Raw genomic sequence first — 20,033 nt, 5'->3', positions numbered from 1 at the left:
TGCCTTCTGAAATGGCCTTCAGGCTACAGTCAAGGCAAAAAATATGCACATACCCCAACAAATCCTTGACATATTAGGACGCTTTGGGGTACATTGTGGGTTGAAGTGGGAGAATGTGGGAGTTATTCTCTTTTCCTAATCAACACCGCGTAACTCTGGGGGCGTATATGCCTGGTTTCAAAGGCGAATATGAACATAGCGTAGATAATAAAGGTCGTGTGAGCTTTCCGGCCAAGCTGCGCAAAAGCCTGAATCCCCAGGCGCAGGAACGTTTTACTATTCTGAGAGGACTTGACCGCTGCCTCTTCCTCTACCCGGAGGACGAATGGCAAAAGATAGAAGATAGACTGTCACGGGTCAATTCCTTCAGCAGAGAGGGGCGCACTCTGAAACGGCATTTCCTCCGGTACGCAGAGGACGTTACCCTGGACAACCAGAATCGCATTCCCCTCCCTTCCACCCTGACCGAATGGGCCGGAATCGACGGCAAGGCCACCTTCATCGGCACCGGCGACTGCATCGAGATATGGGCGCCCGCGAGACTGGAGGCCGAGGACGAGGACCTTGACTTCGAATCGTATCAGGAACTTTTTGAGCGCGTGATGGGCGATCATGATACCGATGACCAAACATGAAACCGAAACATATTACCGACATACTCCGGTACTGCTTAAACAGGCTGTAGATGAACTTGTCACAGACCGCAGCGGAATATATGTCGACGCGACCCTCGGCGGAGGGGGACACGCCCGCGAGATCCTGTCCCGCCTGTCCGACGGGGGACGTCTGTTCGGTATCGACCAGGACGACGAGGCCCTCGAGGCCGCACGCAACCGACTTGGGAGTGACCCCCGGTTTACTCCCCTGAAAGGCAATTTCGGGTACCTCCCCCGGCTGTTACCCCCAGATATCCACGGGGAGGTATCCGGAATCCTTTTGGATCTTGGCGTCTCCACCCACCAGATTTCTCGCGGCGAGCGCGGATTCAGCTTCCAGGAAGACGGTCCCCTGGACATGCGCATGAGCAACCTCCGCGGCATCTCCGCCCGCCAGGTGGTCAACGAGTACGACTACGAAGACCTGCGCGATGTGATCTACCACTTCGGTGAGGAGCGCCTCAGCCGGCAGATCGCCCGCGCCGTCATTGAGGCGCGTCCCCTGGAAACCACCGGTCAGCTCCGCGAGGTGATCGAGTCGGTGGTCAAGGGTCCCCACCAGATCAAGAGCGTGGCCCGCGTCTTCCAGGGCATCCGTATTGAGGTAAACCGGGAGCTGGATATGCTCCGACACGTGCTGGACCACGCCCTGGACCTTCTGAAGACCGGCGGGCGCATCGTGGCCATCTCCTACCACTCCCTGGAAGACCGCATCGTAAAGCACTTTTTCAAGGCGGGCAACCACACCGGCAAGGTAGAGAAGGATTTCTACGGCAACCCTCTCTCCCCCATCGAGTCGCTTACCGAAGGCATCGTCCGCCCTACGGAAGAGGAGATCGAGGAAAACCCGGCTGCGCGAAGCGCCAAAATGCGCGTGGCCCAAACAGTTGACCCGGGGGAGGCCTGACATGCTCGTAACCACCCCAAATAGAAAGAAAAAAACCAAGCCCAACGTACGCCGCAAGTCCGGCGGGAAGGAGAACGGCGCAGAAGACACCAAGGGCCGCAGCGAGAGGACCGCACGGGGGCGCCGCAATGGCAGCGGACCTTCCCACGGCACCCGCAAGTCCAACGGTTCCGGCTCGCAGGGCTGGCTGTCGCGGCTCGGCCTGCGTTCGGGCGGCTCCGGCAGCTCCAACGGCCGAGGCGGAGGGGCTGTGGGCCCCGATTACGGGCGGCGTGTCAAGAAAAAAGGCGGCGAAGGCTTCTACCTCCCCCGCGTGAAGCCCTGGAAACTGATTCTGGGCGCACTCGCTATAGGAGGCCTCGGCGTACTTTACCTGTCCCACGTCTTCGCCACCCAGGAGCTGCTGCGTGAGGTGCAGAACCTGGAGCGAGAATACAACCAGGTGCGCCGCGCCAACGAGGACCTGCGGCTGACCTACGACCGCATGATCGGTCCGGCGGCAATCTATGAGAACGCCAAAGAACTGGGATTCATCAACGGCGGACCCGCCGAAAAGGTGATTGAGGTGGAGCGGGATGAATAACGCCGAATCGGTCACAAATCGCCTTTTTATCGTCTTTGGACTAACCCTGCTCATTCCATGCGCCCTCGTTCTGCAGCTTCTGCGCGTGAACTTCCTGGAGGGCGACGAGCTACGGGAGCTCTGGAACGAACAGGCCATCGATTTCATCTCCATCCCCGCCCAGCGCGGCAACATCTACGACGACAGCGGCAGCCTGCTGGCCACCAATTCCGTAGCCTATAAGGTGGCGGTGGACCCCCACATGCCGGGCATCACCAGGGCACAGCTACGCACGGTCGCCGACACCCTGGGACGCTACACCGGCGCGGGCGGTGGCGCCTACCTGCGCAGGATTGACAGCGCCCCCCGGCGTTCCCGCTACGTGGTACTCGACGAATCGATCTCCAGCGCCGCCTACGAAGCCCTGCGCGCGCTCGACATCCGCGGGGTGATCCTGGAGGAGGAGTACGAGCGACGCTACTCTTTCGGCAGCCTGGCCGCCCACGTTCTCGGTTTTACCAACCACGGGATGGAAGGCATGATCGGCCTCGAGAAACAGTACGATGACCGCCTCGAGGGCACCGACGGCGTACAGCAGGTTCGCCGAGACCGCAACGGACGCATTTTTGCCTACCTGGGGGCTCCGCGCCGGCAGCCCCGGCAGGGACAGTCCCTGCATACCACCATTGACGCCCATATTCAGGCCATACTGGAAGAAGAACTTCGAGCCGGGATCGACCGGACGGGATCCGACCACGGTTCCGCCATCATCATGGATCCTCGCACAGGAGCCATAAAAGCGATGGCTAATTACCCCACGTTCGACCCCAACAACCCCGCCTCCACATCGGACGAGAACCGTCGGAACTTTGCGATCTCCGACATGGTCGAACCCGGCTCTACCTTTAAACTGGTCACCGCCGTCGCGGCGGTGGAACAGGATAAGGTCTCCTTCGACGAGACCTTCGAGACGCCCGAGGACGGCACCGAGCTGATCCACGGGCAGATGATGCGCGACCACGACCCCCTGGGCACCCTCACCTTTCCCGAGGTCATCCAAAAGTCCTCCAACGTGGCCACCTCCCGTATCGCCCGTCGACTGTCCAAAGACACCTTCTATCAATACGCGCGCAACATGGGTTTCGGCACCCCCACCAACATCGACCTGCCCGGCGAGGCGGACGGCCGCCTGCAGAAGCCCTACGAATGGAGCCTTGTCACTCTCCCCTGGATGTCTATCGGCTACGAGGTACAGGCCACCCCCATCCAGATTACCCAGGCCTACGCGGCCTTTGCCAACGGGGGGAACATGATGCGTCCCTATCTGGTAGATAAAATCACCGAGGAGGACGGAAGTACCACCTGGAAACACGAGCCCGTGCGGGTGCGTCGCATCGCCAGCCGGTCCACCATTGAAAAGCTGCAGCCTGTTTTCGCAGACGTGGTCTCCGACTCGGGCACGGCCGACCAGGCGCAGGTTCAGGGACTGGCCATAGGGGGCAAGACGGGCACCGCCCAGAAGTATATCGACGGGCGCTACCGCACCTCCTACCGCGCCTCCTTCGTGGGCTATTTTCCCGCAGACAATCCCCGCTATGTGGTACTGGTCATGCTGGACGAACCCAAGACGAGCATCTACGGGGGATGGACCGCGGGTCCCATCTTCTCGCAGACGGCCAAGCGCATCGCGGGTCTTGACGACGAAATTGAACGGCAGATCATGGGCGCGGACACCCTGGCCCGTCCCTGGGCCTACGCCCCCGAAGTGCGGAGCATGGAGCTGCGGCAGGCTCGCGCCCTGCTGGACAACCAGGAGGTTGGATACCGTACGCAGGGCAGCGGTAACTGGGTGAGCGCACAGACGCCGCCCCCCGGCACGGAGCTGGAATCTGGCCAGCAGCTCACCCTCACGCTAACCAATGCACGGGTGGCTACCGACACCACCGAGGTGCCCGAAAACTACTCCATTATTCCCGACGTGGGAGGTATGAGCATGCGCAAGGCCTCCCTGCTGATCACACGCGCCGGTTTCGAGGCGCGTCTCATCGGGTCGGGCACGGTCTACACGCAGTTTCCGCGTCCCGGCGACATGATGGAAAAGGGCCGGGAGGTGACGGTACGGGGCAAGGCCCGTTCGCTGCAGAGTCTTACAGACACTCAGGAACAGAAATAAGAATAACTGCATGACGCCAACATCCCTCATATCGCTCTGCGAGCCCCGTGAGACGCGGGGGCGGCTTCCCGAGCGCCTGGGCGAGCTCCGCCAGGACTCCCGCCGCGTGGTGGAGGGAGACGTATTTATCGCTGTAAGAGGCACCCAGGTGGACGGCCACGCCTTTGCAGGCCAGGCCGTCGACCTCGGAGCCTCCGTACTTATCTGTGAGCACGAACCGGAAGGATTTCGCATGCCGGAAGAGCACGGCGAGGAGAACACAACCTGCCTGCTGCTGGTGGATGACACCCGCCGGCTGCTGGGTCCCCTGGCCCAGGCCTTCCACGGGCATCCCGCCCGCGAGCTGAAAGTGGTGGCCGTGACCGGCACCAACGGCAAGACCACCGTGGCCACCCTCGCCTGGCAAGTACTGCACCGTCTCGGCGTGGCCGCCTCCCTGCTGGGCACCGTGGCCAAAAAAATCGGCGCCGAAGAACTGGACACCCGGCTTACCACGGCCGATCCCATCGAGCTGGCGGCCGACATGCGTCGCATGGTGGACGCCGGCTCCACCCACCTGGTGATGGAAGTCTCCTCCCACGCCCTGGACCAGCAGCGTACCGGCGGCATCGACTTTGAGGTGGGAGCCTTCACCAATCTCAGCCACGACCACCTGGACTACCACAAGGATATGTCGGCCTACGCGGGGGCCAAAAAGAAACTCTTTGACGCCATGAAATCCGGCACGGCGGCCGTCATCAATGCCGACGACGCCTGGGGCGATTTCATGTGCCAAGACACTCCCGCCCGCGTGATCCGCTTCAGCTACGAGGGTGCGGGCGGCGTGGACTGCCGCATCCTGCATGGCGGGAGCAATGGACTCACCCTGAAGGTGGGCGGCCAACAGGTCGAATCGCCCCTGCTGGGACCCTTCAATGCCTACAACGTGGCCCAGGCCTTTCTGATCTGCCGCGAGTTCGGCTTCCCCGAACGGCGTATCGCCCAGGCCCTGGCCGACGCCCCCGGGGCGCCCGGCCGACTGGAGCGGGTCGCAGGATCCGGGGAGCAGGAACGCCCCCTCGTGCTGGTGGATTACGCACACACTCCGGACGCCCTGGAGAACGTACTCTCCACCCTGGCCGCCATGAAGAATAATGACCAGGAACTGCATGTGATCTTCGGCTGCGGGGGCGATCGCGACACCGATAAGCGTCCACGCATGGCCGATGTGGCCGAAACCCTGGCCGACCGGGTGACCGTCACTTCCGACAATCCGCGCAGCGAGGACCCGGAAGCTATTATCGACGACATTATGGAGGGTTTCTCCCATCCCGATAGGGTGACCCGTCTCGCCGACCGGCGCCGCGCCATTCGCCAGGCGGTGTTGCAGGCCGACGGCCGCCAGATTATTCTCATCGCGGGCAAGGGACACGAAACCTACCAGGAGATCCAGGGCCGCCGCTTGGACTTTGACGACCGACGGGTGGCCCGCGACGCCCTCATGCAGCGCAATGGCAACCCCGAAACCGAGGAGGTGGCCTGATGCTGTTTGAACTCATCGACTGGTTGGAGAAGACCTATCAGCCCCCCGGTTTCTCCGCTTTCGCCTTCATTACCACCCGCAGCGCCGTCGCCGCGGCCATGGCCCTCTTTATCAGCATCATGGTGGGCAAGCGTATCATTGCCTGGCTGGAGAAGATGCAGCTGCGCGAGGTAATTCGCGAGGACATCGGATTGGACACCCACCTGGGCAAGGCCCATACCCCTACCATGGGCGGCATCATTATCCTGCTGGCCGTGCTAATCCCCGCCCTGCTCTGGATGCCCATGGACAGCATTTATACCTGGATGATCCTTTCGGTGACCTTCCTGCTGGGCTGCGTGGGTTTTGTGGACGACTACATCAAAGTGGTCAAAAAGGACAAGTCCGGCCTCAGCGGGCGATTCAAGATGGGCGGGCAGATCGTCGTTGGACTGGCCCTGGGTGCCGTGCTCTATTTCTGGCCGGCCTTCAGCGAGTTCAACACCCTGAGCACCGTGCCCTTCCTGAAGTACGTAAACATCGACTATGCCGTACTGGGCGAGGCCCTGGGATGGATCATCTACATTCCCGTGGTGGTTTTCATCATCACAGCCGTAAGCAATGCCACCAACCTCACCGACGGCCTCGACGGGCTGGCCGCCGGCTCATCGGCCATCGCGGGACTCATTTTCGGCATTTTTGCCTACGTGAGCGGTCGGGCCGATTACTCTGAATTTCTGAACATTCTCTACCTGCCCGGCTCCGGCGAGCTGACCATCTTCTGTGCCTCGCTGACCGGCGCCTGCATGGGATTCCTATGGTACAACTCCCACCCCGCCTCCGTTTTTATGGGCGACACCGGCTCCCTGGCTATTGGCGGCGCCTTCGGCGCACTGGCCCTCATGCTCAAAAAGGAGCTGTTGCTGCCCATTATCTGCGGCATCTTTTTTGTCGAGGCGGTCTCCGTGCTCATACAGACCGGCTACTTCAAGTACACCCGCCGCAAGTACGGGGAGGGGCGCAGGGTATTCCTGCTGGCCCCCATCCATCATCACTTTGAAAAAAGGGGATGGCCCGAGTCAAAGATCGTGATCCGCTTCTGGATCATTGCGGTCCTGCTCGGCATCCTGAGCCTGCTGACGCTTAAACTGCGATGAAGAATATAAAGGACAAACATATCGTAGTCGCCGGCGCGGCCCGAAGCGGGGCCGCCGCCGCTACCCTGCTCGCAGGCAGGGGCGCGGAGGTCTTCGTCACCGAACGAGACCGCATCGGGTCCGACTTTCGCGGGCGTCTGCGGGACGCCGGCATCCCCTTCGAGGAGGGCGGCCATACCGGCCGCGCGCGAAAAGGCGACTTCCTGGTAGTGAGTCCCGGCATGCCCAGCAGCGCGCCGCTGGTGCGCTCGTACCTGGAAGCCGGCAAGGCGGTCTATTCCGAACTGGAGGCAGCGAGCTGGTTCTGCCGATCTCCCATGGTGGCGGTCACCGGATCCAACGGCAAGACCACCGTGGCAAACTGGCTGGACCACACCTGGCGGACCGCGGGACGCGATCCTGTGCTGGCCGGTAACATCGGCCCGGCCTTCTCCGATCATGTAGACCGCACCTCCCCCGACCGGGAGGCCATCCTGGAGGTAAGCAGTTTCCAATTGGACCATATCGACACCTTTTGTCCGTACATCAGCCTGCTGCTGAACGTGACGCCGGACCACCTGGACCGCTACGATAACGACTTTGAACGCTACGCCGCCTCCAAGCGGCGCATTACCGAAAACCAGGGCGAAGGCGACTGCTTTATCTATGGGGCGGACGACCCCACGGCCTCCGCCCACGCCGATACCTTTAAAAAAAAAGCCGGCTCTCCCCGCCTGCTTGCCTTTTCACGGAAACGGGAGGTGCGAAGCGGCGCCTTCCTGCGCGACCAACAAATTATTTTGAACATAGATGACAACGAAGAGGTACTCATGCCCATAGACGAAGTCGGACTCCGCGGCAAGCACAACCTGAACAACGGGTTGGCCACCGCACTGGCCGCCCGCGCCGCCGAAATCAAGAACGATGTGATCCGGGAGAGCCTGCGCACCTTCGAAGGCGTGGAACACCGGCTGGAGGAGGTCCGCTCACACGACGGCGTGCGGTACATCAACGACAGCAAGGCTACCAACATCAACGCCGTCTGGTACGCCCTGGACTCCTTCAACGTGCCCATGGTGCTTATTCTCGGGGGAAGGGACAAGGGCAACGACTACGGGGAGCTGGCGCAACAGATCCGCGAGAAGGTACACACAGTAGTGGCCATAGGCGAAGCGCGTCCCCTTATTGAGGAGCAGTTGAAGGGGGTGGTACCGCAACTGATGACGGCTGCCGACATGGCCGAGGCGGTGCGTCTTTCACGTGCCAACGCCAAGCGCGGGGAGATTGTACTTCTGAGTCCCGCCTGCGCCTCCTTCGACATGTTTGAGAACTACGAGCACCGGGGAAACGAATTCAAGAAAGCCGTCAACAACCTCTAGAAACGAATGATCTACACCAGTCCCAACAGCAAGCTCTCGTCCATCATGGGCACCAGCCCGGACGATCTGGATATGCCCAAACAGGGCAGCGACCGGATGCTGCTGGTCTGCGTCATCGTGCTGATGGTGGTGGGCGTGCTGGCGGTCTACTCCTCCATCGCCTATTTCGCCGAGTCAAATCAGACCACGGCCGGAAGTCTGGTGGCGGGACACGCCGTAAAGCTGGGCATCGCCTTCCTGGTGATGCTCTTCTTCTCAAAGGTGGACTACCATGTGCTGGCCCGTCTGAGTCACGTCGTCATGATCTTGAGCTGGGGTCTGCTGTTTGCCCTTATGCTATGGGGGACGGAGGTCTTCGGGGCGCGACGCGCCCTGAGCCTGGGAGGCATCTCCTTTCAGCCCTCTTCGGTGGCCAGCGTATCCCTGCTCATCCACGTGGCGGTGCTCCTGGAGGAGAAGCAGGACTACATCAAGGACTTCAAGCGCGCCTTCCTGCCAATCCTGTTCTGGGTGACCGTCACCTGCGGGCTGATAGCGACGCAGGATTTCAGCAGCGCCGCCCTGCTCATGGCTCTCTGCCTGCTGATCATGTTCATTGGGCGTATAAGCGCCACCCAGCTGGGGATTATTTTGACGATCGCGATCCTCGGGGGCACCCTCCTGGTCATGACTTCGGCCGAACGGCAGAGCCGCATACAGCAGTATGTGGACCAGGTGGTGGACATAAACGCCGCCGAGTTCAGCGTGGAGGAAGGCTACCAGGCGCAGCAGGCACACATCGCCATTGCACAGGGACAGATTTTTGGGGTGGGCATAGGCAAGAGCACGCAGCGCGACTTCCTTCCGGCCCCCTACAACGATTTCATTTTTGCCATTATCGCCGAAGAGTACGGGCTGGTGGGCTCGGTGGGTATGATCCTGATTTTCACCCTCATTTTGATCCGTGGAGTGGGACGCATCGCCAAGAACGCCCCGGAGATCTGCGGCAAGCTGCTGGCCACCGCCTGCACCCTCTACATCACCTTTTACGGATTCGTGAATGCCGGGTGTGGCCAGCGGACTGCTGCCGGTCACCGGCCTGCCCATGCCCTTCGTGAGCTACGGGGGCACCAGCACGACCTCTTCGCGGGACTGATGGTGGGCATCCTGCTGAATATCTCCAAACACGACCGCAAGAAACGGCCCGTGTTCTATGCATAGCACTATGAAGAACATATCATCACCAGACGGTCCAGTCTCCGCCGCTATGGGTCACCCGCCAAGGGTGCTCATAGCGGCAGGGGGGACTGGTGGGCATGTCTACCCGGCGATCGCCATCGCCGACGCCCTCCGTTCGGTGAATCCCGAGGTGGAGCTGCTCTTCGTAGGCACGCGCAACCACATGGAGTGGGAGGAAGTACCCCGTGCGGGATACGACATCGTGAACGTATGGATCAGCGGATTCCATCGGCGCCTGACTCCCAAGAATCTTCTTTTCCCCCTGAAACTGGGTACCAGCCTGGTACAGAGCTGGAATATCGTCTCCCGCTTCCGTCCCGAGGCTGCGGTTTCCTGCGGGCGGCTATGCTGCTGGGCCGGCCTGCTGGGTAGCCGCCAGACACGGCGTGCCGCTGGTCGTCCAGGAACAGAATTCCTACCCCGGGGTTACCAACCGCCTGCTGGCGCGCCATGCCGAGGTGATCTTTACCGCATTTAAAGACGCCGACGAGCACCTGCCGGAAGGCAAGACCCGCCTCATCGGCAATCCCACCCGCAGGGAGCTGCGGGAGGCCGGCCGGGAGGAGTCCCTCGAACATTTCGGATTCGACGACCATCGCCCCGTGCTGCTGGTATTGGGCGGCAGCGGAGGCGCGCGCACCATCAACGCGGCCATGAAGGCCCACATAGGACTACTGCACGATGAGCTGGGCATCCAGGTGATCTGGCAGTGCGGCCCCGCCTACTTCGACGAACTGCGGCGGGCCATCGCGCCGGGACAATATCCACGGCTCCTGCTGACCGATTTTCTGCACCACATGCCCCAGGCCTACGGGGCGGCTGACCTTGTGGTGAGCCGGGCCGGGGCCCTCTCCTGCTCGGAGCTGGCCCTCACGGGCAAGCCCAGCGTGCTGGTCCCCTCCCCCAACGTGGCGGGCGACCACCAGACGCGCAACGCCCGCTCGATGGCCCAGGCCGGGGCGGCGGTGCTGCTGCCCGACGGGGAGGCTCGCGATGTGCTGGGCGAACTGGTACGGAAACTGATGGACGACGAGCAGCGGCTGAAGGCCATGAACGAGGCCGCGCTGGGCATGGCTCGCCCGGGCGCCGCCGAAGAGATCGCACAGGAAATTCTGAAACTGACGAGGGAACAAAGAAACTGACGTGAGCGAAAGCCGAGGCAACATACAGACCCAGCCGGTATTTGGACGCACCCGCCATATCCACATGGTGGGCATCGGCGGGATCGGCATGTCGGGCATGGCCGAAATTCTTCTTCAGAAAGGCTATACCGTCACAGGTTCCGACGCCAGCGCCGGGGAGACCGTGGAGCGCCTGCGCGATCTGGGTGCCACCGTTCATATAGGACATGCCGAAGAGCAGATCGAGGGGGCCGACGTGGTGGTCTACACCAGCGCCGTGCAGGCGAAAGAAAACCTGGAGACGCGCGCCGCTATGGAACAGGGCATCCCCGTGATCAAACGCGCCGAAATGCTGGCCGAGCTCATGCGCATGAAGTACGGCGTCGGCATTGCCGGCACCCACGGCAAAACGACGACCACCACCCTGACCGGCCATGTTGTCCAGGACGGGGACTTCGATCCCACCATCATTGTGGGCGGCAAGGTACACAGTTTTTCCGAAACCAATGCCGTTGTGGGCAAGGGTGACATTATTATCGTGGAGGCGGACGAATTCGACCGCACCTTTCTGCGCCTGCGTCCCTCCCTTGCCGTGTACCAACATTCGAGGCGCGAGCATCTGGACATCTACGACAACCTGGAGGATGTAAAGAGGCCTTCGTGAGAATTCGCCAACAAGGTACCCTTTTACGGGGCGGTGGTGCTCTGCCTGGACGACCCCAATGTGCGGAGTATCATTCCGCATATCGAGCGGCGCACCCTCTCCTACGGTCTGACGCCCCAGGCAGCAGTACGCGCAACCGGGGTGGAAGTGGACCGTTTCACCAGCCGCTTTTCCGTGCAGCATGACGATAACCAACTGGGCGAGATCACCCTGCGCGCGCCCGGCGAACACAACGTGCGAAACGCCCTGGCCGCCGTGGCGGTGGGACTGGAGCTGGATATTTCATTCGACAAAATTAAAAAAGGATTGGAGCGCTTCGAAGGCGTCTTCCGGCGCTTCCAGCTCAAGGCCGAAACCGACGGGGTGATGGTCATAGACGACTACGCACACCATCCCACCGAGGTGCAGGCCACCCTGAGCGCCGCGCGCAAGGGATGGAAGGACCGGCGCATCGTGGCCGTATTCCAGCCGCACCTCTATTCGCGAACCCGGGAGCTCTACGAGGAGTTCGGCTCCTCTTTTTTCGACGCGGAGGTCTGCGTGATCACCGACGTCTATCCCTCGCGGGAAGAACCCATCGAAGGGGTGAATGGCAAACTGATTGCCGACGCCGCCCGAGAGTACGGGCACCGCAACGTGCACTACGTGGAACAGAAGAGCGAGCTTCCGGACCGCCTGAAGGAGATCGTAAAGGCCGGCGACGTGATCATCACCATGGGGGCGGGCGACATCTATCGCTACGGCGAAACCTTCTGCGAGATGCTGCGAGACGGCATCGAAAACCTGAGCAACGCACCGTGAGACTGCACGCGGCAGACATTTATACTGATTTCATGAACCTATGAGCGGAAACAGACCACATAACGACGAAAGCCAGGCCGGGCAGAACCGGGTGGCCGGCTGGCCCTGGGCGGCCGGCGCCGTGCTGGTGCTGGCCGCGGCCGTGGCCGCCGGTTTCTACTGGGAGCAGACGCTCACCGTAGAGCAGGTGCGCTTCAGCGGCAACTGGTTCGTCGATACGGAGACCCTGGCTAAACAGGTCAGCGTACCCACCGGTGTGCGCCCCGACAGCCTGGACTACGCGGGCATCATCGCCCGGGCGGAGCGCATACCCTACGTGAAACGCGCCGAAGTGGAGGTGGAGCCCAGCGGCAATCTCCTGGTACAGATCCGCGAGCGGCAGCCCCTGGCCGTGCTGGCCGGAAACAACCCCCGGCGCTACGTGGACGCCGAAGGCGTGGTGCTCCCGCTGGTGCTGGGAAAGGCGGTAGACCTCCCCCTGCTCTACGGATTCACGGCCGCGGAGGCGGGCGACACCCTGAAGGGAGAGGACTTCGCCGCCGCCAGCCGCTTTCTTCAGTCCCTGCGGGGGCGGACGGTTTCCGACGCCACCATCAGCGAAGTGGCCTGGACATCCGGCGAGGGCATCGTGGCGCTGACCCACGAAAACGGGGTCAAGCTGCTCTTCGGGCGGGAAGCTTATGAAAACCGGCTGCAGAACTGGGAGGCCTTTTATGCCAAAATCGTCAGGCGGGAAGGCATCCGGAACATGCGGGAAATCGACCTGCGTTTCCGGGGACAGATCATAACGAGGTAGCACGCAAAAGCATTAACAGCAATCAGGACGCAGAAAGATACCATATGGAAGAGCAAGACAGAATAGTCGTCGGTCTCGACATCGGAACCACCAAGGTGTGCGCCATCGTCGCCTCCATCGACCAGCAGGACCGTATCCACATCCTGGGGGTGGGCAAGGCACCCAGCGACGGGCTGAACCGCGGAGTAGTGGTCAACATCGACAAGACCGTCAATGCCATCCAGACCGCCGTCGAACAGGCGCAGCTCGCCTCCGGCATCGAGGTGAACTCGGTAAACGTGGGCATTGCAGGCGACCACATCCGCAGCATGCGCTCCAAGGGCGTGATCACCATCAATAACCGCGACAACGAGATTACGGTCAATGATGTGGAGCGCCTGCTGGAGGACTGCCAGCGCATCATGCTGCCCACCGACCAGCAGATCATCCATGTCATCCCGCAGGAGTTCGTGGTGGACGGCCAGGACGGCATACAGGACCCGGTGGGCATGAGCGGCATGCGCATGGAGGCCGAGGTCCATATCATCACCGGACTGGTCTCCGCCGCAAAAAACATCTATCGATGCGTGGAGCGCGCGGGCTACCAGGTGGCCGACATCATCCTCGAGCCCCTCGCCTCCTCCTATTCGGTACTGGATGAGGAGGAGAAAGAGGCCGGCGTGGTGCTGGTGGACATCGGCGGAGGCACCACCGACGTGGCCATCTTCCAGCAGGACACCATCCGCCACACGGCTGTCATCGCTATCGCCGGCAAGAAGGTGTCCGACGACATCCGCGCGGGTCTCAGCGTGCTGGACGACCAGGCCGAAAAGCTCAAGCGCGAGCACGGGGAGGCCTACGTGGACCTGATCGACGAGGACGAGGCCATCACCGTGCCGGGCATCGCCGGGCGCCCCCCCAAGGAGATTACCAAAAGCATTCTGGCCAAGATCATCCAGGCGCGCATGGAGGAGATCCTGGAGATCGTGGCCATCGAAGTCAAGCGAAGCGGATACGCCGACAACCTCAGCGCCGGCGTGGTGCTGACCGGCGGAGGCTCCCTCATCCACAACATCTGTCCCCTTGCCAACGAGATCCTGGGCATGGACGCTAAAATCGGCAAGCCGCTGGGACTCAGCGGGGGACTCATCGAGGAGGTCAACAATCCCCACCCACGCCACGCGCGGGACCTGGTGATGCACGCCATCCATCGGAGGGGCCGCAGAACCAGGCCATGGTGCCCACCGGCGCCAAGGGCTCGGGCGTGGAGAAGGTGATGAACAAAATTGCCGACCGCATGAAGAGCTGGTTTAAGGAACTGTAGTCCCGACCAAGTCGGGAAAACGGTAAAAACAGCAAAAACAGCGAGCAATCAAACAACAGCAATACACCAACAGCAATCTAAACGGACCAACATTATGGCCAACCTGAACTCACGTTTCAGTTTTGACATCGACGGTCAAGACAACGCGAAGATAAAAGTCGTGGGTGTTGGAGGCGGCGGGGGCAACGCCGTCAACAACATGATCCACAAGGGCCTGAGCAGCGTGGAATACATCGCGCTCAACACCGACGCCCAGGCCCTCAAAAATTCCAACGCCGATCTGACCATCCAGGTGGTGGATCACCCAACCACGCAACGACTGGGGCGCCGGCGCCCGCCCCGAAATCGGGCGCGAGGCGGTGGAGGAAAACCGGCACGAGATCGAGGAGTCCATCGAAGGGGCTGACATGATCTTCGTGACGGCCGGCATGGGCGGCGGAACCGGCACCGGGGGAGCCCCCGTGGTGGCCGGCATCGCCAAGCGCAAGGGCATTCTCACGGTGGGCATCGTGACCACCCCCTTCGAATGCGAGGGACCCAAGCGTATGAAGTACGCCCTGGAGGGCATCACGGAACTCAAGAAGAATTCCGACACCGTGATCGTCATCCCCAACGAGCGTCTGCTTGACATTGCCGACGAGAACACCGACCCGCATGGAGTGCCTCCGACAAGGCCAAGCCCAGGGCGCTCTAGCAACGCCACCCGCGGCATATCGGATCTCGATCCCGACGCCGGGCTTCATCAACCTCGACTTCGCCCGACGTGACGCACCACGGACCGCTGGACGGGGGCGCAGCCATCATGGGTTCCGCCACCGCCAGCGGGGAGGACCGCGCCGAAATCGCGGCCCGTGAGGCCATCAACTCCCCGCTGCTGGACGGCGTGAGCATCCGCGGTGCCCGCAACGTGCTTGTAAACATCAGCTCAGGGGAGGACCTGGGCATGCGGGAGACCACCACGGCCACCAGTATCATCCAGCAGGAGGCCGGCGAAGACGCCGAGATCATCCTCGTACAGGCGCTCGACGAGTAGCTTCGTTAAGGACGATCTCCCGCAGGCGACCGCCATCGCCACCGCACTCGACCTGGCCGACAACGAACAGCGGAAGCCTGCGTAGCGCCTCGAACCAGCAGCAGCAGACCGGAATCCGACGAGGAACCGGTCACCCGAAAACTGCAGATGCCCAAGGCCAAAGAAATGACCGGACGGCAGACGCGCTACTCCGACAACGCACGACTCCTTCTACAAGGGCGAGGGAGAACCTGAACGACCCGAGACCCCGGCCACATCACTGCGGCGTGGACCTTGAAGCACATCAGCTCCTTGAGGCGCGAGGAGGAATGAGCCTCCGAGCAGCAGGAGCAGCAACAGGAACAACAGAAGCGCAGTGGGCGGAGAGTTGTCGAATCACCGCCGCGAGCGGATCGACAAGAGCGACTTCGACCAACCGGCCTTCCTGCGTAAAATCATGGACGAGGCCGGCAACACCGTTTACCATCGCCTATTGCCGTTTGCCTGCAGATCCCAACGCACATCGGGAGAGCGCCCCCTCGATAGGGCGCCTGCCTGCCGGCTTTGATTGCTACGAAGGGGAGCCTCCTGACCGGGGCTCCTTCTTTTTGGCGCTACCGACAGATCACAATCACAGGGATTATCGTGTCATATTTCTCAGCTCACTTCCCGTTAGATCCGATGTTTACATGGTTTGATTCGATCCGGATATGCAGTTGCACTTAGCGGACAACAGGCTGATCGTCACGCTCAATTATGTAAAACCGATCAGCTTCATCCTTCCACATAGGTAAAATGCAAGATTCTCCCATCTTCAAGTTTAAAAAGTCCCTTGGATTGATTATAGACCAGTGCCCCGCTGGAATTCCCATGAAGATAGACGGTTGCATCCACATATCTTGATTCGAAATGGCCATTCACAATGGTTTAGGGTCTCATGAATCTCCAGCCACAATAGCTGTTAACCTCTTCAACAACCGGGATTTTTCCCGATATGGCGTATTTGTATATCCTACCGTTATATAAAACTGGTGCAAAAAGAAAATAGCCGTCGTTGTGGAATAGACAGCTACCGGTATCTCTCACCAGAAACTGCAATAACTCAATTGTCTGATTTCCAGAATACATTATCTGTAGGGCCACGCCTTCAAACACTTTCGTCTCAAAGTTCGGGCTGAATCCATGCATCAAATAGACTGTTAACGGTACACGACTGCACTCATATCATTAATATTTAAATTAATTCTATATACTTCACTGTTCATTTTGGGATACCTTTTACGCATATATATATATCCATTATCCCCAATATCATCAACATCCCAGTAGAGATTATTGTGTTCCTCATTCTTGATATCTATTGCATGAATTTCTTGGTATCCTCTCAATTCCAAATCTGTATTATAGACTTCGACTCCAAATGTCCTCTCAGAATTATATTCAATTAGAGTAAAGTTGAGAATATATTTCTGATACTTTACTAATCCTCTAGATTGATTGTGTAAAAGTATCCCCATGTTATTTTGGGGGTTCGCAGAAGACCGAGAAAAATCTGGCACCCTATTCGATTGCTCCTCTACTATTGAATATGGTTTCCTAACAATATAGCCATTATTATATTTATTCATTTCCCAAGACCCAGTACTTGATCTAGAAAATTTATATTTTATACCGTTATATATATATGGTACAAATATAATATTGTTATTAAGCCCAATAATATTTCCCGGATAAGCACCAAGCAAATCTGAAATATCATGAAACCCATCTGATACATCCGATATATTAATAATACTATTCTCTTTTTAAAATCATCATTATAAATATGTCCTATCATCCTAGAATTATTATTTCTATCAATAAAAAGATGAAGTAATATTAATCTTCCATTTATATTATTTATTTTAACCGATGAAGATGCTTTTTCTAGGGTGTAGGAGCTAATATATTTACCACTTGTTGTAAATTTATTTAATCTAGATAAATTTTGATCATATACATATACTGTGCTATCAAAAACAGCAAAACCCCTAATAGTTGTAAATTCACCTGGCCCTCTACCACGTGTACCAAATTCATACAAAAAACTACCCGCATCATCGAATACCTTAACTTTATTAAGAACATCATCAGCTACAAATAATTTATTATTGTATTCTTGGATTCTATAGGCAGACATTATTTCATAATTTGTACTATCATTTTCATTACCTATAAGCTTTTTAACACTAATATTAATATCCACTTCATTCTCGATATTTGGTAGCTCCTTGTGCTTGCCCATCGAATGTGTCTTAGGTAGATAATAAGAATCTCCTTGCGTAGGTTCAGGAAGTATCCAAACAACCCAAAACCTAACACAAGGAGATCTTATGAACTTCACCAAAGTACAATTGCAGACGCTCATTGGCAACCATATCCAACGCGAGAACGGGCTGAATGAAGTCCTGGAAATGACCCTGAACGCTCTCATGAAAGCCGAACGCCGGGAGCATCTGGCCGGCGATGACGGGGACAAGGGAAATGGCTATCGGCCAGGAAAAGTTTATGGTAACGGCAAGCTGCTGGAGCTGCGCATCCCCCGGGACCGGGACGGTAATTTTTATCCGAAGGTCCTGACGATGCTCCGGGCCCAGCAGGCCGAGACCGACCGCATGGTAAGCGCCCTGTATGGGAAGGGACTCACCCAGAGCCAGATCGGAGACGTCTTTGATGAGCTCTACGGTCGCCACTACAGCTCCTCGTCGATCTCTCGAATGATCGATTGGATGAGAGAGGAAGTTGGCGAGTGGCTGGCCCGGCCCCTGGAGGCGTACTACCCGATCGTGTTCATCGATGCGATCCACGTTAAGGTTCGCCGCGAGACGGTGTCCACAGAAGCTTTCTACGTGATCATGGGGGTGACCCCTGAGCGGCGGCGGGAGGTGCTTGGCATCGCCCACGCCCCCTCTGAGAGCGCCACAGGCTGGGGATTGCAGTTTGAAGAGCTCAAAAAGCGAGGCGTCCAAAAGATTGGCCTGATGGTTGCAGACGGGATCTCTGGCCTGGGAGATGCGTTGTCAGAGAACTTCTCCGGGTACCCCTCTTCAATGGTGCACAACCCATATTAAACGCAACGTGATGTCCCGGGTTCGCTCGGAAGACAAAGACGCTCTGGCCGACGATCTGCGGGCTGTGTTCCATACCGACGATCCCGACGACGACCCCGAGGCCGGCTGGGAACGCTGGCAGGCCTTCTGCGATGAGTGGAGCCAGAAGTATTCCTACTTTAACAAGCTTCGGTCGGAAGCAAGATACCGGAATGGATTCACTTATTTGAACTACGACTACCGGATCCGTTCCATGATCTATACGACCAATTGGATCGAACGGCTCAACGGAAGTTTCCGCCGAGTGCTCAGGATGAGACTCAGCATGCCGGACGAGGAGTCCGTACTCGTACTTCTGGGAACAGTCGCCCGAAACCAGCAGGCCTACGGCCGCAGACTACCCTACATGGACAAGGCGAAAACCTTATTCCCCCGGCAGGATAATTCTCCATGAAAGAGTTCTGAATAGTTACTATCCTGTTAGTCACATGATGTAATAACTATTAAAAAAGCAAATACAAATATTGATAATTTCTTCATAGTGTTATTGCACCTATAAAAATATGCCCGCCCAATTGTTATTTGGGCGGGCATATTAGATTTCTGTTCTTATTCTAGTCTTCTCCTATGATAGGATCTCCATTTTCACAATCAATCAATTGTTGACAGCTCAAATTGCCATCAAAACACTGCATCCAACCATAGTTTACATAGTAACAATCCATATCTCCAACAGGTCCGCCACAGGCAACACAATTTGAACCCGTTGCATATAGATCATCTGCATAAGCATCATATGAAAATAACGCAAAGGAACTTAGAAGGAACACTATCGAGAACGTGAGTAATATATTACGTTTTATATAGTTAAACATGATATGCTAGGTTATGTTAGGGTTGATAACTAGAGTCCATATATAGCGTCTCGGATCAAATTCCTCTTAACATATGGCTCCACCGGAGAGCTAAATATCCTAATCACATTAGAAACTTCATTCCCTTTTGAATCAATAAATAGAATCATATTATAAAATGTACTACCCGACATATATTTCGTGACCTCATCATACTTAGTATTATTTGGATATAATGGGCTAGTTCCAAAGGGTATACCTACAACTTTTTTTACTCTATCCACATCATTACTATCGCGACTTATAATTAAAGCATGCCTTTGAATATTAAGGTCACTTAAACCTGATTCAATATATCTAGTACTTTCATTTACATACTCACTGATTTCATTAATGCAAGTTGCGCAAAACTCGCTGTCCAAAATAAATAACATTAGAAGGTCTGATGATGCAACTACATTTGTATCATCTAAAATAGCAGTTATATCCAATGCTCGATTTTCTCCATTTAATTTCTCATACCTCAACGGAGGCTTATCAGTATTATGATTAATAGTATCACTGTATTTAATGATAATACCAGCTATTAATATACTACCACCTATCAATAGCAATATTGATATAAAACTCTTGTTCATATCATGTTATCTCTCAACTTTCGCACTTGTAGTTTAAGGGCGTTTAATCAATAGAGTTATCGGTCAGATACTCACTAAACTGCCCGGCAACTCCGCACATTATGCAGACCGCTTCAAGAAACCGGGCCTCTGAGCGTCGAGACATCTCGGCCAGCCATCCGCACAATTATCGTGGTGGACGCCCAGGTGCTCGACCTGTTTGCTGCGGGCCCGCTTGTAGGGG

20 protein-coding genes and 2 pseudogenes are annotated in these 20,033 nt (G+C 57.5%); 20 read left to right on the top strand and 2 right to left on the bottom strand.

Annotation, left to right across the window (positions count from 1 at the left end):
- The first annotated feature begins 113 nt into the window (after positions 1 to 113).
- The 18 genes and pseudogenes from mraZ (at position 114) to U5K31_10205 (ending at position 15,250) form a co-directional block, all read left to right on the top strand.
- Positions 114 to 635 carry a division/cell wall cluster transcriptional repressor MraZ gene (gene mraZ / locus U5K31_10290; GenBank protein MDZ7773107.1) on the top strand — a complete coding sequence of 174 codons (522 nt, stop codon included), beginning with the start codon at positions 114 to 116 and terminating at the stop codon, positions 633 to 635.
- On the top strand, positions 622 to 1,563 hold the full coding sequence (gene rsmH / locus U5K31_10285) for a 16S rRNA (cytosine(1402)-N(4))-methyltransferase RsmH (protein MDZ7773106.1): 942 nt from the start codon (positions 622 to 624) through the stop codon (positions 1,561 to 1,563). Before mraZ ends, rsmH begins: the two co-directional genes overlap by 14 nt.
- Before the next feature lies 1 nt (position 1,564).
- Complete coding sequence (locus tag U5K31_10280; protein ID MDZ7773105.1) at positions 1,565 to 2,146, top strand: hypothetical protein; 582 nt, start codon at positions 1,565 to 1,567, stop codon at positions 2,144 to 2,146.
- A complete protein-coding gene (locus tag U5K31_10275; protein ID MDZ7773104.1) occupies positions 2,139 to 4,298 on the top strand; it encodes a penicillin-binding transpeptidase domain-containing protein in 2,160 nt (719 codons plus the stop codon). Before U5K31_10280 ends, U5K31_10275 begins: the two co-directional genes overlap by 8 nt.
- 10 nt (positions 4,299 to 4,308) lie before the next feature.
- The gene (locus U5K31_10270; GenBank protein ID MDZ7773103.1) at positions 4,309 to 5,820 is read left to right on the top strand and encodes a UDP-N-acetylmuramoyl-L-alanyl-D-glutamate--2,6-diaminopimelate ligase; all 1,512 of its coding nucleotides are present in this window, start codon (positions 4,309 to 4,311) and stop codon (positions 5,818 to 5,820) included.
- Positions 5,820 to 6,956 (top strand): phospho-N-acetylmuramoyl-pentapeptide-transferase, encoded by a 1,137-nt coding sequence (gene mraY / locus U5K31_10265; GenBank protein ID MDZ7773102.1) that lies wholly within the window; start codon positions 5,820 to 5,822, stop codon positions 6,954 to 6,956. The genes U5K31_10270 and mraY overlap by 1 nt, the downstream gene beginning before the upstream one ends.
- Positions 6,953 to 8,314, top strand: a complete 1,362-nt coding sequence (murD, locus tag U5K31_10260) for a UDP-N-acetylmuramoyl-L-alanine--D-glutamate ligase (protein MDZ7773101.1) — start codon at positions 6,953 to 6,955, stop codon at positions 8,312 to 8,314. The genes mraY and murD overlap by 4 nt, the downstream gene beginning before the upstream one ends.
- Before the next feature lie 6 nt (positions 8,315 to 8,320).
- A pseudogene (locus U5K31_10255) lies at positions 8,321 to 9,352 on the top strand (FtsW/RodA/SpoVE family cell cycle protein).
- Position 9,353: 1 nt separating this feature from the next.
- Positions 9,354 to 9,449 carry an FtsW/RodA/SpoVE family cell cycle protein gene (locus U5K31_10250; protein MDZ7773100.1) on the top strand — a complete coding sequence of 32 codons (96 nt, stop codon included), beginning with the start codon at positions 9,354 to 9,356 and terminating at the stop codon, positions 9,447 to 9,449.
- 69 nt (positions 9,450 to 9,518) lie between these two features.
- Complete coding sequence (locus U5K31_10245) at positions 9,519 to 10,010, top strand: glycosyltransferase (GenBank protein MDZ7773099.1); 492 nt, start codon at positions 9,519 to 9,521, stop codon at positions 10,008 to 10,010.
- Positions 9,919 to 10,674 (top strand): UDP-N-acetylglucosamine--N-acetylmuramyl-(pentapeptide) pyrophosphoryl-undecaprenol N-acetylglucosamine transferase, encoded by a 756-nt coding sequence (locus U5K31_10240; GenBank protein ID MDZ7773098.1) that lies wholly within the window; start codon positions 9,919 to 9,921, stop codon positions 10,672 to 10,674. The genes U5K31_10245 and U5K31_10240 overlap by 92 nt, the downstream gene beginning before the upstream one ends.
- A 64-nt stretch (positions 10,675 to 10,738) precedes the next feature.
- Positions 10,739 to 11,569 (top strand): annotated as a pseudogene (locus U5K31_10235) (Mur ligase domain-containing protein).
- Positions 11,552 to 12,118, top strand: coding sequence for a cyanophycin synthetase (locus tag U5K31_10230; GenBank protein ID MDZ7773097.1), 567 nt, complete (start codon positions 11,552 to 11,554; stop codon positions 12,116 to 12,118). Before U5K31_10235 ends, U5K31_10230 begins: the two are co-directional and overlap by 18 nt.
- A 40-nt stretch (positions 12,119 to 12,158) precedes the next feature.
- The gene (locus tag U5K31_10225) at positions 12,159 to 12,914 is read left to right on the top strand and encodes a cell division protein FtsQ/DivIB (GenBank protein MDZ7773096.1); all 756 of its coding nucleotides are present in this window, start codon (positions 12,159 to 12,161) and stop codon (positions 12,912 to 12,914) included.
- A 44-nt stretch (positions 12,915 to 12,958) separates the two neighbouring features.
- On the top strand, positions 12,959 to 14,170 hold the full coding sequence (gene ftsA / locus U5K31_10220; protein ID MDZ7773095.1) for a cell division protein FtsA: 1,212 nt from the start codon (positions 12,959 to 12,961) through the stop codon (positions 14,168 to 14,170).
- Between the two features lie 141 nt (positions 14,171 to 14,311).
- On the top strand, positions 14,312 to 14,623 hold the full coding sequence (locus tag U5K31_10215) for a hypothetical protein (GenBank protein ID MDZ7773094.1): 312 nt from the start codon (positions 14,312 to 14,314) through the stop codon (positions 14,621 to 14,623).
- Positions 14,577 to 14,984, top strand: coding sequence for a hypothetical protein (locus U5K31_10210; protein ID MDZ7773093.1), 408 nt, complete (start codon positions 14,577 to 14,579; stop codon positions 14,982 to 14,984). Before U5K31_10215 ends, U5K31_10210 begins: the two co-directional genes overlap by 47 nt.
- Positions 14,981 to 15,250 (top strand): hypothetical protein, encoded by a 270-nt coding sequence (locus tag U5K31_10205; GenBank protein MDZ7773092.1) that lies wholly within the window; start codon positions 14,981 to 14,983, stop codon positions 15,248 to 15,250. Before U5K31_10210 ends, U5K31_10205 begins: the two co-directional genes overlap by 4 nt.
- Before the next feature lie 1,645 nt (positions 15,251 to 16,895).
- On the opposite strand, the gene U5K31_10200 is transcribed toward U5K31_10205, so the two are convergent.
- A complete protein-coding gene (locus U5K31_10200) occupies positions 16,896 to 17,513 on the bottom strand; it encodes a 6-bladed beta-propeller (GenBank protein ID MDZ7773091.1) in 618 nt (205 codons plus the stop codon).
- A gap of 88 nt (positions 17,514 to 17,601) precedes the next feature.
- Between U5K31_10200 and U5K31_10195 the strand changes: the two genes are divergently transcribed.
- Positions 17,602 to 18,339 carry a transposase gene (locus tag U5K31_10195; GenBank protein ID MDZ7773090.1) on the top strand — a complete coding sequence of 246 codons (738 nt, stop codon included), beginning with the start codon at positions 17,602 to 17,604 and terminating at the stop codon, positions 18,337 to 18,339.
- Between the two features lie 10 nt (positions 18,340 to 18,349).
- Positions 18,350 to 18,772, top strand: coding sequence for a transposase (locus U5K31_10190; GenBank protein MDZ7773089.1), 423 nt, complete (start codon positions 18,350 to 18,352; stop codon positions 18,770 to 18,772).
- Between the two features lie 450 nt (positions 18,773 to 19,222).
- Here the strand turns inward: U5K31_10190 and U5K31_10185 are convergent, their stop codons facing one another.
- A complete protein-coding gene (locus tag U5K31_10185; GenBank protein MDZ7773088.1) occupies positions 19,223 to 19,810 on the bottom strand; it encodes a hypothetical protein in 588 nt (195 codons plus the stop codon).
- Between the last annotated feature and the right edge of the window lie 223 nt (positions 19,811 to 20,033).

It is taken from the genome of Balneolaceae bacterium (assembly GCA_034521445.1).
In the GTDB taxonomy this organism is placed as follows: Bacteria; Bacteroidota; Rhodothermia; order Balneolales; family Balneolaceae; genus JAXHMM01.
The sequence above is the reverse complement of the archived record's forward strand: the minus strand, read 5'-3'. Positions and strand labels throughout refer to the sequence as shown.

Excerpts from the sequence above, each read along its gene's own strand:
- mraZ (MDZ7773107.1), top strand. The coding sequence starts at position 114 with ATGTGGGAGTTATTCTCTTTTCCTAATCAACACCGCGTAACTCTGGGG.
- rsmH (MDZ7773106.1), top strand. The coding sequence starts at position 622 with ATGACCAAACATGAAACCGAAACATATTACCGACATACTCCGGTACTG.
- U5K31_10280 (MDZ7773105.1), top strand. The coding sequence starts at position 1,565 with ATGCTCGTAACCACCCCAAATAGAAAGAAAAAAACCAAGCCCAACGTA.
- U5K31_10275 (MDZ7773104.1), top strand. The coding sequence starts at position 2,139 with ATGAATAACGCCGAATCGGTCACAAATCGCCTTTTTATCGTCTTTGGA.
- U5K31_10270 (MDZ7773103.1), top strand. The coding sequence starts at position 4,309 with ATGACGCCAACATCCCTCATATCGCTCTGCGAGCCCCGTGAGACGCGG.
- mraY (MDZ7773102.1), top strand. The coding sequence starts at position 5,820 with ATGCTGTTTGAACTCATCGACTGGTTGGAGAAGACCTATCAGCCCCCC.
- murD (MDZ7773101.1), top strand. The coding sequence starts at position 6,953 with ATGAAGAATATAAAGGACAAACATATCGTAGTCGCCGGCGCGGCCCGA.
- U5K31_10250 (MDZ7773100.1), top strand. The coding sequence starts at position 9,354 with ATGCCGGGTGTGGCCAGCGGACTGCTGCCGGTCACCGGCCTGCCCATG.
- U5K31_10245 (MDZ7773099.1), top strand. The coding sequence starts at position 9,519 with ATGAAGAACATATCATCACCAGACGGTCCAGTCTCCGCCGCTATGGGT.
- U5K31_10225 (MDZ7773096.1), top strand. The coding sequence starts at position 12,159 with ATGAGCGGAAACAGACCACATAACGACGAAAGCCAGGCCGGGCAGAAC.
- ftsA (MDZ7773095.1), top strand. The coding sequence starts at position 12,959 with ATGGAAGAGCAAGACAGAATAGTCGTCGGTCTCGACATCGGAACCACC.
- U5K31_10215 (MDZ7773094.1), top strand. The coding sequence starts at position 14,312 with ATGGCCAACCTGAACTCACGTTTCAGTTTTGACATCGACGGTCAAGAC.
- U5K31_10200 (MDZ7773091.1), bottom strand. The coding sequence starts at position 17,513 with ATGGGCAAGCACAAGGAGCTACCAAATATCGAGAATGAAGTGGATATT.
- U5K31_10195 (MDZ7773090.1), top strand. The coding sequence starts at position 17,602 with ATGAACTTCACCAAAGTACAATTGCAGACGCTCATTGGCAACCATATC.
- U5K31_10190 (MDZ7773089.1), top strand. The coding sequence starts at position 18,350 with ATGTCCCGGGTTCGCTCGGAAGACAAAGACGCTCTGGCCGACGATCTG.
- U5K31_10185 (MDZ7773088.1), bottom strand. The coding sequence starts at position 19,810 with ATGAACAAGAGTTTTATATCAATATTGCTATTGATAGGTGGTAGTATA.